We start from the raw sequence: 16,097 nt of genomic DNA, 5'->3' as shown, positions 1-16,097 counted from the left end.
ACCTCGAAGAAATGCAAAAAAACAGCTGCATAGGGTAACGGTTTCGAGCGCGAAGGCCGAGTTTCTTTGTACAAACGGCGGTAAATCAGTGCTTTTTTATCAGCCGATATTGCATCAACGGTCACTTGAGCGGGCTTAAATGCTCTAATCGCCCCGTCGCGTCTCTATAGAAGAATCGTTTCGTCCATGGACATCAAACAACTCTGGGTCAACATTCAAGACCTCTGGGGTGCCCTTGACCAGCACCCGCTCCTGCATTCCAGCCTCGCCCTGATGTTGCTGCTGGTCATCGCCCTGGTGCTCGGACGCGTGGCGCGCTACCTGATCCTGCACGCCGCCAAGTTGCTTGGGCGCCAGCCAGCCTTGCATTGGGTCAACGACCTGCGCCAGAACAAGGTCTTTCATCGCCTGGCGCAAATGACGCCGTCACTGATCATTCAATCCGGCCTGCACCTGGTGCCGGAACTGAGCAAGACCAGCATGATTTTCCTGGGCAATGTGGCCCTGGCGTTCACCATCCTGTTCATGGTGCTGAGCCTCAGTGCCCTGCTCAGCGCCCTGCTGGACGTCTACGCACGCACCGAACACGCGCGGACTCGCTCGATCAAAGGCTACGTGCAACTGACGAAGATGGTGCTGTATGTGTTTGGCGCGATCATCATCGTCGCCACGCTGATCGACCGCTCGCCACTGTTGCTGCTGTCGGGCCTGGGTGCGATGTCGGCGGTGATCCTGTTGGTCTACAAGGACACCCTGCTGTCGTTCGTCGCCAGCGTGCAGTTGACCAGTAACGACATGCTGCGGGTCGGCGACTGGATCGAAATGCCCCAGGTCGGCGCCGACGGTGATGTAGTGGACATCACGTTGCACACGGTCAAGGTGCAGAATTACGCGTGAGTTGAAGCCAAAGTCGACGTATTGTGAGCTCGCAGCGATCTTGACAGCAACAGGTCTGCTCGAAGGGAACGCAAGCGTGGCAAACTGCGCCCTCTCCTCCTTACCTCAAGTCGTGCCAATCTCCCCTCCCCTCGTAAAACCACCTCGTTGAAGACTCTCCCCCGATGTCAGAACGGAAAACGCCAGAGTGATCTTCTGTACAGCTAACACGTGGGTGGGGTGTCGGAGCAGGAATAGCTACGCCATCGCGAGATGGGCGTCCCTGAATAAGTAGCAGTCCTGCCAAATAATTCGTCCATCCAACTATTCAATACCTGCGAGTCATAGATGATGGGGAGTGAGAGGAAAGGCTGGATGGTAAGAACCCGAGGGCTGCGTACGTTCAACTTTCTCAAGAAGAGTGACGCTTTGCCCTTTCATGCATCCAAAATGAGGTGGTGATCGCCCCTCGCCTGCGCATAGCTATACCACCCTAATTTTGAGTTTCTCTGGGTGCGTTTCGCTAAAAGTCATTCGCCCATAGACGACCGCCTGTTTCACATGAGTGGTGATATCTACATCACCTAGTGATCGACGCGAACGCAGGTCAGCAGCGCCTCCTTGAGGACAATGATCATCTGCATCCCCGCCCTCACACTTTGCCGGTCACTGCCTCTAGGCCTGAACAATTCCTGGACTCGACGCCTCGACGAAAATGCTAGCGCCACCTGCACCAGCCCTCTATGCCAAGGCTCGTGAAATGATACAGATGCGAGCACCCCACGCAGCTCGAGCGCACCTGCTAATGCCCCAGCGCCGCAACTGTCGATGTCGTCGGTTGAACCTCAACCAAACCCATATTCCGGGCCTGCCCCACCGTCATTCTGGGACGATTATGCACTTTAAACGTGGCCAAACTGGAACACGCCTTGGCTGAGCCACACTGCAAGCCTGTGATACTACAAGTCCGCATCAGCCATAGCCTCCGCCTTCCTTAGTAAGTTCACAGCGCCGCTCATTTCGTTAGGGCCAGGCGCAGCAGAGCCAGCGTCTCAGACCCACACACCGGCAAAACGGGCGTCAGCGAAGCCCTGTGGCCATGTTGGCAATCCTTGTCTACTTCGACAGCTACATGCCTGAGAAGCCGAAACCCAGCTCCTACCCCCCAGGTGCCAGCGTCCAGAGACAGACCAGTTACGTCCACTGCAACCGCCCTCAATCAAGTAGTCCACACGCGGTGGAGAGCGAAATTGAGCCCTCCGTGCGGACTGGAAGAGTGGCAAAAAATGCCTAGTTGGTGGGTTTCCTCGACCGTCCGTCGCTTTTCTGCAAAAAATATAAACTCCGTGTCAATTAACGAATAAAAGGCGCAATTGAGGGCGCCTGTGCCATTTTTTTAGTAATTAATTATTCGCAGTCAAAAATCCTCTGACATCAAGATCCACGCCGCCTAGACGGCAGACCAAGCAGACATGACAACCTGCCAGACACCTTGGACTGCGTTTATCGACATATTACAAAGAAGCTTCGTATCGACAGAACGCCTGTAAGCAACAAACATATTTTACAAAACGACAATTCTCAAAATCAAAAAAAACGCAGCTCCAGAGACGACGCTGCCTGCGGCTGAGCACCTCCATCCTCAAGCCAACTAAAACACATAAGAAAGGAAATCAAAAACCCATAACAATATATAAATAATTAAAACACCTCTTCGAAAGAAAATTGAAAAAACCACTCTTGCAAAACTTTTGACGTTAGTTAATCTTCTCAGCCACTGAAATAGAATCAGAGGTACAACTCTGGTAATTCCGCCCATATCTGACATCCAAGTGCGCCATGTATACAACTGTGGAATTGAAAGACCTAACCCCTTTCACCAAAAGCTACGAGCTCCCCATAAAGGCAATGGTCTCAGTTCCGGCTGAGCCTCCTTTATCTTACCCGGTGGAGTACAAAGACGAAGATTACATTCAAGGGATGAAGATTATTCTTCAACCTGATGGCACTCCGTGGGTAGAAGGGAATCTCTTCCTATTATGGCGAGCCAAGCAGTACCCCAAGCTCTCAGAAGGCACATTAGCCTCTGAAGCAGCAAACCTAAGAGACTTCATGAATGTGATGCTTGATCACAATCAAGACCACCTCGACTTTAAAGGCAGAGAATTTGAAAGGCCAACGTACATCTTTAAAGCACACTTCAAGCTAGCAATCGCCCGAAAGGAAACCGGCGCTGAAGGTGTGAACAACAAGATTCGCACCGTCATTCGTTACTATCGATGGCGAATTAAGTACCGGAATTTCATCCCCGCCAAGCCAGCCTGGAAAGAGAACATCATTTATGTCTCCCGCCTTGACAGGCATGGGATAACACGCTTCCGCGAGGTCGTCACTACTGACCTAACCTTCCCCACAAACAAGGAAGAGTCGAGTGACTTCATTTATGACGGAGGAAAGCTTCGCCCGTTGAATAAATTCGAACAGGATGCTGTAGTTGAAATACTTCTCCTGACAAGTAACGTAGAAATGATACTCGCCTTTATCTTGGCTCTCTTCTCAGGAATGAGAATTCAGACGGTACTAACAATACGTGTCGGAAACGTGCTTGAGGCTTCAGCAGATGATATCGCTACATACCCAATCTACGCAGGGGAAGGTTACCTCGTAGATACCAAATATGGTAAGCGGCAGAATATCCAGGTGCCGGGCTGGGTACATAATCGGCTTTTCACCTACCTTCAATCCGAACGCTACCAAAGCCGCAGAAATCAGGCACTGGAAAGGGATGAATCTGAGCAATATGTGTTTCTCAGCCGAACTGGCAAGCCCCTCTACGTGAGCGCGCTGGATAAAGATAAATATAAAAATCATGAGAAAGGTTCTGCAGTACGCAAGTTTATCAGCGAAACTATGTTGCCTCTGCTCAAAAAGCGCGGCCACGAATTTACTTTTAGCTTCCATGACCTAAGAGCCTCTTTTGGTATGAACCTCGTAGAAGAACGCAAAGCACTTCTTGATCAAGGTAAAATCGGATATTTGGAACTGATCGATTATGTTGCCAAGCGTCTGCATCATTCGAACCGTAAAACAACCATGAGTTACTTGGACTATCGGAGGATTAGCGAATTGGTGCACGAAGCCGACTCTGACTATCAGAAGCACATTATGGGTCTCCTGGAAAACTAAAAATGCCCTACCGGAGCCGCTGCGAGATCCGCTTGGACGCTCAGATCAACAATGCAACTTTGCTAGCTGACGCTCAACATGTGCTAGCAACAAATCCAATCGAATCAATCATTATTCGTTTCAATCACCGACATGCCTTTGATTTTGGGGCCTGGTGCTTCGCCAGCCGTACTGGCGCAAGAGCGTGGAAAGAAGTTGATCTATCGAGCCGCCTACCTAAGCGATTAGCCAACCTAAAAACACTCGCTAGCCACATAATCACTGCAAGTCTAACGTCAATAGCGCTCACTTCTGGTTACAGCGCTGTAAATGACTGGGCAGGCATGGCTAGTTGGTGCGAAGCCAACGGCTGGTTTAATTTCCTTGAATCGCCTGAGCTTTACTATGAGGCACTAGCGGAATTCACGGCGCACCTTAACAGCGACCATAGGGCATACAGAACACGCAAGCGCATACAAACAGCATGCAAAACGTTCGGGCAACAAATGTTTCCTGAAGAAGTTTACTTGCTCGCGAAAACTCCGTTAGTTCGACAACCTAGAAAGAAACAAACAAAAACGGCTGAACCTCCTAGTGAAGAGTCGGTGAAGCGTCACCTTCAAATATGCGAACCAGTATTCGTAGGTCTAACTGATCTTTTGTTAAAGAATGCTAATCTACCGTACGCGATAAAGTTGAATCAAGACTTCGCTTGGATTATGCCGGACATTAAATATCCAATAATAACAAGCAAAATTCTTTCAAAAGACGGTGCCCACTCCGCTGCTTCAGTGACCATTGATTATAGTGAGGGCAGGATGCGTACTCTAGAAGAGTACAAAGCCCGCTCCTCTAATTTCTGTACCAAAGCTCACAACAAGGCACTCAAGGCCTATGCCTCAAGGCTATCTGTAGCAAACTCTACAAAAGACAATGAATATCGCGTCAGATTGGGGCGGTACGCGCACAATTGCTTCGTAGCTATGTTTGTAGCAAATACGGGGATCAATGAGTCCCCACTGCGAGAACTGCCTTGGGATCCGAATTACGAAATCATCAAGGATGAAGAGATCGGCATGAGAACGCTCAAATTCCGGGCAAACAACAAAACTATTACTGTCAGGATCAAGGTCGAATTCATCAAGCATTTCAAGAAATTTGTTGAACTAAGAGGTTTTCTCTGCGAAGGAATTGACCATCCTTATCTTTTCATTGGATTCAACGGTAACAGCAAGTACAACTATAGAATCATGGACACCAATATCTTAAGTCGACTCAATGTAAGCTTGACCCGCCTAATTGACCCGGACGTGCCTTTCCTTAGCTACAATAACTACAGGAATTACAAAGATAACTATACGGCAAAAAATCACGGTCATGAAGCATCTAGGATCCTTCTAGGCCATAGCGAAAGAACCCAAAGAAAAAACTATTTAAAAGCGAACGAAAAAAACGCAGTTGATCAAATTGGCAAATTCAATGCAGTGGTCAATGAGTTTTTTAACAACCCACACCAATGCTCTACCCCTGTGGGCGGTTGTAATGGTGAGAGTTTCCCAAAGAAAAAAAACGACACTCAAATCACCTCCGAACCGAATTGCAAAAGCGAAGCAGGGTGTTTGAATTGCGTTCACCATAAAGTCCACGCAAATGATGAAGACGCCTGGAAGCTACTGAGCTTCGAATATGTTACCAAACAAATGATACATGCCAGTTCTAGCCTTGAACATTTCGAGAAGATACATGGCCCAACACTGCAGCAAATAGACCGAATTTTGAAAGAGATGCTATCCGTCAACCCTTCACTTCAGAAAAAGCTGGAAGACTTGCGAAAAGACGTCTACGACAGCAATAGCCTCACCAATTACTGGCAGCGCCACCTAGAGCGCTTGGTACGATTAAAGGTAGTATCATGAAAAACCTTCAACCCATTTATTCAGAACCAACATGTGCGCAAAGCGCTGATCAAAACAAAAGCATTACTGCTCATATTGGGATGAATCTCAACGACCTCAATGGTGATTGCATTATAAGCCACGACCAAAATGGCCAGCCAATCTTTCTAAAAAATCTGCACTGGGATTTTCCGCAACTGCGCTTAGTACCCACGGATTCCACCGACTTTAGCTTTGAGCAATTTATCAATTCAGCGAAATTTAACGCAAACAACTTAGAAACATCCCAACTACTGCTTGCCACCTACATATTCTCGTTGAGCCATGCTGGTCGAGAACTAAGAATCTCTACCATCTATCAATCCTACAAGGCGCTAAAAGCGATATCAAGGAGCGCCGACAAACGCAACATAACAATCCAAGAACTCATATCTTCCCCTAGCAACATTGAGTTTATTACGGAAATTGGCGAAAAATATGCATCTGCATTGTCTGTCGTGATTAGGGACTACCTGAAGCTTACTGATAACTCACTTAAACTAGAACCGCATCACAAGCTTTTTGAAGACTTCAAGAAAGCCCATAACGTGAGATGTACAGGCGGAAAGCAAACCCCTGTTATACCAAGCCGAATCCTTCATGCAAAGTATCATCAGTACAACAGCCTTATTCATGATTTTATCGAGAACTTCGAAAACATTCAGTCTCTGACCCATAAACTAGCAAGCGACCCTTGCTATGGCCGCGACGCCAGCAAGGCCAGCAGGTCGAAAAGTCGCCCCGAGTGCGGATTAGAGGCGGAAAAGCCCCGAACAAACTTCATTCAAGCTCTGATTGATCACGACCTTCAAGAGTATTCTAAAAGATACGGAATTTCTTGCGCCGCAAGAATTTGCACACATTTGCATGTCGCCCAACACAGCGCGAAGTGCCTTGTTCACATTTATACATTGGTCAGAGATCATGAAGCTAAATTACTAGAGGATGAATGCGTTCAACCCGCAGAGGGATGGAACTCTAAGGGATTATACATGATGGGAGTCTCAACAAAATTAACAGGTTCCGTTAAGGATACTGCTTGGATTGCAAACGAGCTTATTACTGAACCAATCAACGCTCTGAAGCTGATCAAAAGCATAATAACCCCATACGTCCCCGAAAACACGCCTGGAGCTGAATGCTTGATTTTGACACCTGCCTTTCTGCCATTCAGCCAAACCAAACCCGGAAAGACTGTTATACCCAGAAATTCTGCGAGATATGATAAATATCTACCTAAAATTCTCATTGAAGAAGCTGACATCCTTGAACTGGAAGCAATTGACCCACTTGCAGACTGGCGTTCAGATCCGAAATACAAGGTAGGTAAACCGTGGAAAATTGCCTCCCACCAATTCCGCAGAACCATGGCCGTATTTGGCGCCCAAAGCCAAGTGCTAGATATACCCGAGCTCAAAAGGCTCCTGACTCATCTTACCGAATCTATGAGCATCTACTACCAGCGCGGCTGTTCTGCAGGTGGGTACAACATGAAGCTGAAAAGCCCAGAGCTTGCAAAAGAATTTAAAAACGCCATGAATGACGCCCAGTGGATTTCGTACCTCAATGAAGTTTTGTATTCGACCGAGAAGCTACATGGTGGACATGGCGAACGCGTAACCCCGATGAGCAAAGCGAATGACCCTAACAGGATTATCTACCGACAAACTGCCGAAGAAACCATGCAGAAAGCGAAGAAAGGCCTTATTTCTTATCAACCAACCCCGCTGGGTGGGTGTGCAAGTAGCAAACCTTGCAACGAACGTGCACATGGTAATTTCGTCAATTGCTTCGGGTGCGCTAGTTCCGTACTCAAGGCGAGCAATGTTAAGTCCGTAATTGAGCACGCCCATATTGATCTCATGGATCTAGACCCAAAATCCTTCGAGTTCAGGATGGAGCAGCGAAACATCCAGGACTATGAAGTAATCCTCAGCCACTTAAACTAGACATATTTATGAAAACCAACATTAAAGGCGCAGGCCTAAAAGATCTTTATGATGCCCTACTCCGCCTGGTCGCCAGCACCCCGGAGCGCGTACCGAAAGGCACCAAGATCTCACGGAGCGCTGTCGCCCTTGAAGCCGGCAAAGACCCAAGCCTGATCAAAAGTGATCGTGAAATCTACGAGCATCTCATTAACGATATCGACCACTATGCAGCAGCTCAGAAAGAAAAAAACGATAGGAAAAAAGGACAAACGCAAGAACTGAAAGCCCGAATCGCACAGCTCCGTAGTGAATCCGAGCGTCTTGAGGAACTGTGGAAAGCCGCTCTAGCCCGTGAATTGTTTCTTCTCGATCAAATTGACGATTATGAGCAGCGGTGGAAAAAGCATACGAACATTATTGACTTTGTGCCTAACAGCTCGCTTGTCGACCACTGAAGCCAATACAGCGACACCTATTATAACCCCCCACGCTAATGGAGCAAGAAAATGGAAGACCACAAAGCACACACTATTCCACCTGCCGTTGTCATGAAGATGATCCGCTCACACTCTGTGCAGGTAATGACTGAGTATTATTCAAAGGGAAAGATTGGAGGATGCTTCAACAGTGCTCGGGCTCTTGAAGACCCCAATAAAGAATCAGCAAACTGCTTATTTTCAAAAGATCGCTCCTAAACTGAGCTGCCTTAACAGGCCGTTTTCTTGGGCGGGGATATTTGATCCCCGCTTGAAGGAATCAAAACTATGAGAATATTCGCAGTTTATGATTGAGCTGATTATTTCCAAGGCACTAATCATTGGGAGAAAAACAGCGCTCTCCTACCTTCACCTGGTCACTTGTCCCGGGCTGAAACCTAATTCACCGGCCTTTTACAAAAAAATCGCATCAGGCTCAAGGTTTTCTAAAACAAACCGTTTGTCATAGGTAAGCACCTTTTTTCGAGCAATGGCTTTGACCTCTTCGACAGATGACTTCGCACAGCGCCTGAACAGCGCCTTATCGTTCCCCTACACGATTATCGGCAACCGCCAACGGCGCACATGGCAGCGGCTGATCAGGCACATCGAATCCTCAGTCTGCACATCTGAATTCAACAAGGCGGCAGCCTATGCCGAGGGCTATGCGCATGCTTTGGCCGATAGCGGCCAGATTTATACCTCCACAGATCGGGATCTGCTGATCATTGCAACGGTGGATGCATGGCGATGCGCCCGTACTTATCCGAATACTTCGACCAACCTGAGCTAGCCAGGAAATCATGACTTCTATTTTTCAACGCTATGCCGACGACGAACCGTCTGAATTACGCATCCAGATGCCGCAGCGGGTTCTGGCTACAACCGTCAGTCATTACCCAATTGATGTTCTGGTAAGTCACTGGGAAATGTATCTGGTTGACTCCTCCTCCGCTCACGATAGGTTTCCATGGGCTGGACGATTTGTCATGGGTATGCCCGTACCCAAGTGGGCGCGCGGATTGGAGTGGAACGTAGGCCAGCAGGCTCGTTTTATTAGCGCTGTTTGGTCAGGGGCAGACTTGGGAAGCTACCTTACAAACGATTGGTGCGAGCCGGCGAGCACTGGCAGGGTATTGGCGGAGAACAGCGAGATTCTGGTCGATGGTCAGCAACGTCTGCACAGCCTGGAAGAGTATCTCCTCGACCGGCTGGCGATCCCTGATGCACAAGGGCAGCCGAGGATTTGGTCTGAGCTCGGCAACGGCGAAAGGAAACGCTTTCTGTCGACGATCTTTACCCACGCGAGGGTGTCTTCTGGCGATGAGGTAGCATTACGCAAAACGTATGATCTTTGCGCGCAGGGGGTTGTTCCTCGGTCATTTGAACAGCGCGCCTTGAGGTAGTATTCGACACTACGGTTGTCGTGGCATGCCCTAGCAGGGACGGCTGTCGTTAACCAAGCCCTGTCTACGACAGGTCTTGGCCCTCCGGGCTTCCATCCTCATGCCCTTTGACCCTCCTGGTCTGCGCGCTCCGCTTGCATGATGATCAAAGTCACCACCTAGCTTGGACATTCCCTGCGGCTACCACATACTAGCTTCCATCCATCGTGGAGTGAGGCTAGGCGAAATGGCATGGTCATTTTGGAAGGACAAACGCCCTGAATGGGTTCAAGCGGAAGAACGAGATTTCATCAAAGCTGCGAACGGCCTGAAGACACTGCAGGTGACACCACGAGGCGGCATGAGAATCGACCCGGAAGAACTCAGGGATCAGATCCTTGCAGCCCGTGAGTTATACAAAGACCTGGTTCACAAATAACGGTAGCGTGTAAGGCAACCTGCTTGCAGCCTCCGCCATTTAGCATGCTTTCAGAACGGCAAAAAAAGGTGACCGAGTAAGCTCGACTCACTGAAACCATGGCGCCCACGTCAGTGGCTTACCGTCCCGAGTCAACTGCGTGGCTTACCCACGCGGAGCTCACGCAGTCATTCGATTGAGCCGCACGCGCGATGGACTCCAGTGATCAATCCCACCTCTTTTTGATTCCCATCTCATGCCAAGTGCTGATCTCGTCGGAAGTCATCGCCTGGATATATCGATAACCCTGATCCCTGAAAAAGTCTACGTACTGATCTCTGCAACGCAGGTGCATCGACTTTTTGCCTAGCTCCTCGGCGATGGGCTCAACGTTAGCGATGAGTGCTGCTAGTTCACCGCTCTGAAAGAACGGATCGATTGCGATTGATCTGATGTGGATTCACGGCTATTGAGCTGCGCCAGCACCCGTTCTAGGAAACGGCGCTCTTCCCCATAGAAGAATGCAGAGGGTTCATGAACCGCCAAGTGCTTGATGTCCTCCTCCCATTCGCCGTACCAAGCGTCTGGTGTGTCGACATAGATACTAGGTCGGTCAGGGAATTGATCTCCGGTGATGTCGACGATCAGTCCATCGACTTCAAGCCAAGCATGTGAAGCGCCGTCCTTCATCCCGCAAACATAGAAGAATTCGCCAAGTCCTACGGTGTTCAAATAGTCGCCCATGAGCTCAGAAATGATTCCGCAGCATCCGCGTGGGAAACCTTGAATGTGCATGGGGACATCGTCGGTCTGTACGACCATCTCGACTGCCAACCTGAAGCTCGTTGCCAACTCAAGCGCTGCTGAACGAAGCATTTCCTATCCCCATAAAGAAGGGCCCGCAGGGCCCTCCATTTGTACTCAACAGATTTTACTGGGCCAGCCAGCTCTCGACCGTATCGGAGCCATGTTCGGCTTTCCATTCCTTCAGCACTTTGTGATTGCCACCCTTGGTCTCAACCACTTCACCTGAGTGAGGGTTCTTGTAAACCTTGACGGCGCGAGCCTTGCGGACACCCTTGGTCTCAGCGACTGCAGGAGCGCGGCGGCTAGAAGATTGCGGATCGAGAATCGCGACGATGTTGCGCAGGCTGTAGCCATACTCGCCCAGAAGATCGCGGAGCTTCTTCTCGAACTCGATCTCACGCTTCAGGCCATCATCGTTTTTCAGTGTTTCAAGCTCTGCCAATTGGGCAGCAAGCTGCTGTTCAAGCGCGCGGAATTCAGCGAGACGGGACATGTAAGACCTCAGGTAGTTAGTGACAGCAGTATAGTCAGCGCCATCAAAGGTAGACAATCGCAGGTGCGCCCGATGCTTAACGCTGACGCGCTCGTCTTGCAATCTTGTGGGCAGCCAAGTGCTGCATTTCAACCTGCCATTGAGCCAGGAATTTTTCCCAATCACGGGCGTATGGGGCATCGATCAGGCGCGTCGAGCCGATGCTCGCTTGAAGAAAACGCTCACGCCACGGCTGGGGAATACTGGCCTCGTCAACGATGTTGATACCGGAACTGTGGCGCTCAATCAGGACTGCTTTGCGGACAGCATCAATATCGAGATGTGGATGACTCTGGTTTAAGTCGACGCGCTCTTGGTCTTCAATATCGTCAAGCACATTCAAAATAGCGACAGCTTGTGGGTTGCCCGGCACCAGGTGCGAGAGTGTCCAGAGGGCTTTGCGCCTAACAGACTCAAGCGTACGAAGATCATCAGCCATGTTCAGCGCCTCGATTGGAACCGGCAGTCAGTCGACGATAAAGGTCGGCTAAGAGGCGAGCATCCAGCAGCGCGTGATGTGGAAGTTCCGGGAGCGTCACGTTGCCGATATCATCCGCTTCGAGATGCCTGAATAGCAGGATCAGGTTGGTTGGACGATTGGCAACGTTAGCTGGCCAACGATGATTTACGTAGGCCAATTGGCAGAAGAGATCCCAGTCCCAGTCCGGAGCGTCCGAGCAAATTTCGAGCGGGCCTTCAAGGTCGCTAAGGAAAGCGAGCAGTGAGGTTTGAGCTTCGACCAGGGGTTTCCCATGTTCAGGGAGGTTGAGCTGAGACAGGACGTTCTGGATCACGAAGTCGCTGCAGTCTGCCACTTGGTAGGTATCAGTGAGCTCGACGTAGAATTCGTGGCCGGCCTCGGACACGAGTGCCAGCGAAATCAACTTCGTGTCTCGGTTAAGCTGAGTGGATTCGCAGTCCAAAAATGCCTTCATCCCCTCCTCCCCTGTGAGTATCTGGTTCATGCGTGCCAGTGTACCTTTGGTAAAACGATCAAAGCCGGCTGGTTTCTTTTATGACTTTAACCGATTGCCCTAACGAGCCTACGCCTGCGCTCAAAGCAAGGGAGGCTTGCCAGGTACTACGCCAATCCATCTTCGGGCGACGCGCGATGGTTAGCCGTCTTTTTGGCTTCTTTCATGTCGTAGCCGATGGTTTGAAAAATCTCAACCAGAGAGGCTTCGAATTGAAACCCTTCCATGGCATCCACCAGCTACATGGTGATGAGCAGAACATGACCAAGGCAGACCTAAACGTTGAGCTGGCATCTTCAATCCAAGAGGGCAAGGTGTCGGCCAGGTCAGTGCGAATGTGGCCAGTCGTTTTTCTTGAGACATCCCAAGTAGGAAGAGTTGAAGACGATGGTCTGCAGTAGCTTGCGTCAGAATTAGGTAATCAGCCTGCTGCTAGCTTCGAAGTGTTGATGCGGGAAACGGTTCAAGGTATCGGCGAATTGTAGTAGCCCATGGGAGGTGAGACGGCGAGCTTTCCCTGAATCGAAATTCACAGACTCGCAATGCACTTAGAACCGCCGCTGAGAACTTAGCTTGGTGAACTGCGACAGGCTCACGAACAGCCCACCGCAGATCTTACTGTGACATGGAAAATCCTATCCCTCGCTTTTATTACGAGACAACGTTTCCAGCCCAGAAAATGTAAATTTGCCACGAGTTAGCACTGCATCTGTCACAGAGGGGTGTGCTCCGCCTTCTAATGCTGTTCGGACTCCGACACCTATAAGGTGAATCGCTTTAGCGAGGTCATATTCATTCGCGCGGCGTTTTTCAACCCTTGACCTGAATTCCCTAAATTCGCTGTTCAACTTTTGTGGGGCGAAAATCAATCTTATTGACATGACAGCGTGGTCTGCTTCTCTATAGGAACTGTCCAAGTAGGCGTTATATAGCTGCTTAAACCCTTTACCAAGGGTAGAAAGATAGCCCTTAACATCGTTAACTGCAGGTCGGCTCGGTGCACACTGATCGCTTAGTGCATAAGCCGAGAGAATCGTACTTTCCAGGAAGTTCCGACATTCTGACTCTGACACTGCCCAGTCATTATAATAAGGGCGATTTTCAGTTACTAAGTGCGCTTTCCGATACATCCTAACTGCATCCTGGGGTTCTTTAGCCACTCGATGCAGATAAGCAAGGTTCGTAATAACCCTCGGCTCGTTCGGTTCCGCCTCAAACACCGCCTGCGCAATCTCAACAGCGAGCAGCGGCCTATTGCTAGTGTAAAAATGCTCTGCGAGATCATATCGCCACGAATGCAGGCCTTTGATAAAGCCACCTTCCCGATGGGCAGCGAGCGCAGCTTTCACCAACTGCTTGAAATGCTCGGCTATATTCTCCAAATAGCCATTTTCAAGTACATTCACAATCGCTTTCGCGATATTTTTATGTCTCGTATAGACACAGGTCGAGGTAGTAGTCGCCGCTGCCTCCTGGCCAAGGGGACGAATAACCAACGCATGGAACTTTCCAATATCACATCCTAAAACTCCCGCCAATACTGGAATTGATAGATAATCCTGCCCTTCGGCATGCATGATTGAGATAAACGCCATTGCGTCTTTTAGGGTTCCACCAGAAGGAATGGCGATGGTTTCGAGCTTATCCAACATGGCTCTTGCATGATCAATCAGATCGCTTCCATGACGGACACCGAGAAGAGCGCCGAAGAACGCTCCTGAGTTCCCCCCTGAACTACTTTTCGCTTCAAGTTTCGCTAAATCCCGAAACCGCTCCGCTCTGTGCTTTGCTTCGGTGTTGGCAAGATCTCCAAGGCCCATATCACCGTGTAGAGACCAAGCATCGACAATCTTCGAGGCGTCATGCAAGCTCAATCCTGAAAGTTGTTCATGCTTAAAACTGCAGGCGGCCTTCCAAGCGAGTTTGTCTGCTCCGCACGCCAGCCAGTCTGAATCACGACTTCCGAGTAAAAAGGACACTTTTCCCTGAGCAAGCTCTACGTCACTTGACGCAAATGCGTGTACAGCCTTCGCAGCTTGATCTGCACCATCAAGCACAACTAACCATTTACCGTCAGCTAACAAAAATGGAGTTAGCTCTATGATATCAAATGGGCGGACATCATTTTTTCGCCGTAATATCGACCATTCAGGATCGTCTTTGATTATTTCAAACGCGGCCTGAAGCAATGCCGTGGTTTTACCTTCACACCCAGCTGCGGTTAGCAATGTGACAGTGCACAAATCGTTATCGGTCAGAGCTCTGAAGGGTGCCACGAGTCTGTCGACAATTTCTCGCCGTGGGATTGACCTAGAAAGCGCGGTCGACCAGTCGGGCACGGCACCGTCAAAAAAAGCTAGGGCGGACGCGGACTCTAATGCACCAAGATGCGGTTCTAAATCGACACCACGCACAATCTCCCAACCACCAGGTAACTGGCGCTCTGGCTGCATTGCTTTTCCAGAAGTCGGTTTGAGAGACGAGGGCAACCGATAATTCCACCACTCACCATCGCGGTGGGATTCAGAAAAAGGATCGGTATTCAAAGTCCAATTTTGATGATTTGTATTCCAATGATAGGACTGCAAACCGACCATACCCGTCGAAAAATCCGCTTTTCCCCACACTAGGCCGTTGCGCCACCTATCCCCCTCCCGGGCCTGGAAAGCGGCGCCTGATTGGATTGCCAAAAAAAAGTCACCATCCCCATAGCTGGGCTCGCTCCAAGCATCGTGGAGATGTCCATGCAGGTAAATGCAGTTCTGATGGGCCAGTAGAGATCTGATAGGTCGTTGCTGTTCCTTGGCAAACCAACTGATTGGGTGATGCCCCAACACTATCGTTAGCTCGCTCCCATCGACTTTACGCAAAGCTGTCTCTAAGAGTGGTTTGCCGAGAGTCAAAAAGCCCTCATCGTGCTCATCCCTAGATAGCCAGGCGGTATTCACCCCCACAACGCCTACATCAACACCGCGTAAGGTAACGCGCTCCGAAAATGCGCCTTGAGAGGCCGCAAATCCGTCTGCCCTATCTGTAACATCATGGTCGATGAAGCTTCGAAAGCGTTCCACGAGCATTTTTCTAGCGCCTGCACCATCGGTGGTAGGGTCAAAATAGCGTTCACGTAGCTTCCCAAATTCGACCCGATCAAAAGCGTGGTTCACCTTTCGATCAAGGTCATGATTACCAGGAACCATGAAAGTTCTAGAGTGAATATCTCCGCCGATCACTTCTTGCAACGGCTGCAAAAATTCATCGCAGAACTTTTCGTACTGCGAGGATGCCCCTTTGTCTGCTACATCTCCAGTTATGAAGACAAAATCCGGCGTGAAGCCGCTAGCTAGTTTATGACGTACGTGCTGGATGATTCGGGAGAACATTTCAGACTCCTCATAACCATCTTTGCCTGTGTGAAAGTCGGATAGGTGCAGCCAGCTGACAGTCGATGACACCGAATGAGCACTCCATTGCTGAGGATTGGTCGAAATGCCATTATCGGAGGCCGGCGGCGTTCAGTCTACAGGTCTGAGGTAAGTGAGTTGCGTAGGCAGCGCCGCATGAAAAAAGCCTCGTACGACCCTGTGGTTCTCAGAAAAATT

At 49.7% G+C, this 16,097-nt stretch carries 13 protein-coding genes and 2 pseudogenes; 9 read left to right on the top strand and 6 right to left on the bottom strand.

Translation table 11 applies throughout. The features are described 5' to 3' along the window. Nucleotides 1–186: 186 nt before the first annotated feature. The 9 genes and pseudogenes from J3P85_RS07460 to J3P85_RS07420 all read left to right on the top strand — a co-directional run. Nucleotides 187–891: pseudogene (locus J3P85_RS07460) on the top strand (mechanosensitive ion channel domain-containing protein); the annotation flags it as partial. 1,836 nt (nt 892–2,727) lie between these two features. After that, nucleotides 2,728–4,062: a hypothetical protein gene (locus J3P85_RS07455; RefSeq protein WP_434603135.1), complete on the top strand. Its 1,335-nt coding sequence runs from the start codon at nt 2,728–2,730 to the stop codon at nt 4,060–4,062. Between the two features lie 2 nt (nt 4,063–4,064). Further along, a complete protein-coding gene (locus J3P85_RS07450; RefSeq protein ID WP_434705345.1) occupies nt 4,065–5,957 on the top strand; it encodes a hypothetical protein in 1,893 nt (630 codons plus the stop codon). Further along, nucleotides 5,954–7,924 (top strand): hypothetical protein, encoded by a 1,971-nt coding sequence (locus tag J3P85_RS07445; RefSeq protein WP_434603133.1) that lies wholly within the window; start codon nt 5,954–5,956, stop codon nt 7,922–7,924. The genes J3P85_RS07450 and J3P85_RS07445 overlap by 4 nt, the downstream gene beginning before the upstream one ends. A gap of 8 nt (nt 7,925–7,932) precedes the next feature. Then, a complete protein-coding gene (locus tag J3P85_RS07440) occupies nt 7,933–8,361 on the top strand; it encodes a hypothetical protein (protein ID WP_434603132.1) in 429 nt (142 codons plus the stop codon). A gap of 51 nt (nt 8,362–8,412) precedes the next feature. Then, nucleotides 8,413–8,601 carry a hypothetical protein gene (locus J3P85_RS07435; protein WP_434705344.1) on the top strand — a complete coding sequence of 63 codons (189 nt, stop codon included), beginning with the start codon at nt 8,413–8,415 and terminating at the stop codon, nt 8,599–8,601. A gap of 271 nt (nt 8,602–8,872) precedes the next feature. Beyond that, nucleotides 8,873–9,175: a hypothetical protein gene (locus J3P85_RS07430; RefSeq protein WP_434603131.1), complete on the top strand. Its 303-nt coding sequence runs from the start codon at nt 8,873–8,875 to the stop codon at nt 9,173–9,175. Between the two features lie 10 nt (nt 9,176–9,185). Beyond that, on the top strand, nt 9,186–9,788 hold the full coding sequence (locus tag J3P85_RS07425) for a hypothetical protein (protein WP_434603130.1): 603 nt from the start codon (nt 9,186–9,188) through the stop codon (nt 9,786–9,788). A gap of 226 nt (nt 9,789–10,014) precedes the next feature. Continuing rightward, complete coding sequence (locus J3P85_RS07420; protein WP_008438077.1) at nt 10,015–10,206, top strand: hypothetical protein; 192 nt, start codon at nt 10,015–10,017, stop codon at nt 10,204–10,206. Between the two features lie 387 nt (nt 10,207–10,593). Here the strand turns inward: J3P85_RS07420 and J3P85_RS07415 are convergent, their stop codons facing one another. From J3P85_RS07415 to J3P85_RS07390, 6 genes and pseudogenes are all read right to left on the bottom strand, one after another. Further along, complete coding sequence (locus J3P85_RS07415) at nt 10,594–11,061, bottom strand: hypothetical protein (protein ID WP_434603129.1); 468 nt, start codon at nt 11,059–11,061, stop codon at nt 10,594–10,596. Between the two features lie 55 nt (nt 11,062–11,116). Then, nucleotides 11,117–11,485, bottom strand: a complete 369-nt coding sequence (locus tag J3P85_RS07410) for a histone-like nucleoid-structuring protein, MvaT/MvaU family (protein WP_122868601.1) — start codon at nt 11,483–11,485, stop codon at nt 11,117–11,119. Between the two features lie 76 nt (nt 11,486–11,561). Then, complete coding sequence (locus tag J3P85_RS07405; protein WP_434603128.1) at nt 11,562–11,963, bottom strand: hypothetical protein; 402 nt, start codon at nt 11,961–11,963, stop codon at nt 11,562–11,564. Next, entirely contained in the window at nt 11,956–12,489 is a 534-nt protein-coding gene (locus J3P85_RS07400; RefSeq protein WP_434603127.1) for a hypothetical protein, read from the bottom strand. The genes J3P85_RS07405 and J3P85_RS07400 overlap by 8 nt, the downstream gene beginning before the upstream one ends. Before the next feature lie 140 nt (nt 12,490–12,629). Next, nucleotides 12,630–12,902: pseudogene (locus tag J3P85_RS07395) on the bottom strand (restriction endonuclease); the annotation flags it as partial. A gap of 231 nt (nt 12,903–13,133) precedes the next feature. Further along, nucleotides 13,134–15,878 (bottom strand): metallophosphoesterase, encoded by a 2,745-nt coding sequence (locus J3P85_RS07390; protein WP_434603126.1) that lies wholly within the window; start codon nt 15,876–15,878, stop codon nt 13,134–13,136. Nucleotides 15,879–16,097 lie beyond the last annotated feature (219 nt).

Source organism: Pseudomonas sp. Z1-12, from assembly GCF_051132015.1.
In the GTDB taxonomy this organism is placed as follows: Bacteria; Pseudomonadota; Gammaproteobacteria; order Pseudomonadales; family Pseudomonadaceae; genus Aquipseudomonas; species Aquipseudomonas zanjanensis.
Note: the sequence above shows the minus strand (reverse complement) of the source record. Positions and strands in the feature narration are given on the sequence as shown.

Coding starts and splice junctions, on each gene's coding strand:
- J3P85_RS07450 (WP_434705345.1), top strand. CDS start 4,065: ATGCCCTACCGGAGCCGCTGCGAGATCCGCTTGGACGCTCAGATCAAC.
- J3P85_RS07415 (WP_434603129.1), bottom strand. CDS start 11,061: ATGCTTCGTTCAGCAGCGCTTGAGTTGGCAACGAGCTTCAGGTTGGCA.
- J3P85_RS07445 (WP_434603133.1), top strand. CDS start 5,954: ATGAAAAACCTTCAACCCATTTATTCAGAACCAACATGTGCGCAAAGC.
- J3P85_RS07435 (WP_434705344.1), top strand. CDS start 8,413: ATGGAAGACCACAAAGCACACACTATTCCACCTGCCGTTGTCATGAAG.
- J3P85_RS07405 (WP_434603128.1), bottom strand. CDS start 11,963: ATGGCTGATGATCTTCGTACGCTTGAGTCTGTTAGGCGCAAAGCCCTC.
- J3P85_RS07440 (WP_434603132.1), top strand. CDS start 7,933: ATGAAAACCAACATTAAAGGCGCAGGCCTAAAAGATCTTTATGATGCC.
- J3P85_RS07420 (WP_008438077.1), top strand. CDS start 10,015: ATGGCATGGTCATTTTGGAAGGACAAACGCCCTGAATGGGTTCAAGCG.
- J3P85_RS07425 (WP_434603130.1), top strand. CDS start 9,186: ATGACTTCTATTTTTCAACGCTATGCCGACGACGAACCGTCTGAATTA.
- J3P85_RS07410 (WP_122868601.1), bottom strand. CDS start 11,485: ATGTCCCGTCTCGCTGAATTCCGCGCGCTTGAACAGCAGCTTGCTGCC.
- J3P85_RS07430 (WP_434603131.1), top strand. CDS start 8,873: ATGGCTTTGACCTCTTCGACAGATGACTTCGCACAGCGCCTGAACAGC.
- J3P85_RS07390 (WP_434603126.1), bottom strand. CDS start 15,878: ATGTTCTCCCGAATCATCCAGCACGTACGTCATAAACTAGCTAGCGGC.
- J3P85_RS07400 (WP_434603127.1), bottom strand. CDS start 12,489: ATGAACCAGATACTCACAGGGGAGGAGGGGATGAAGGCATTTTTGGAC.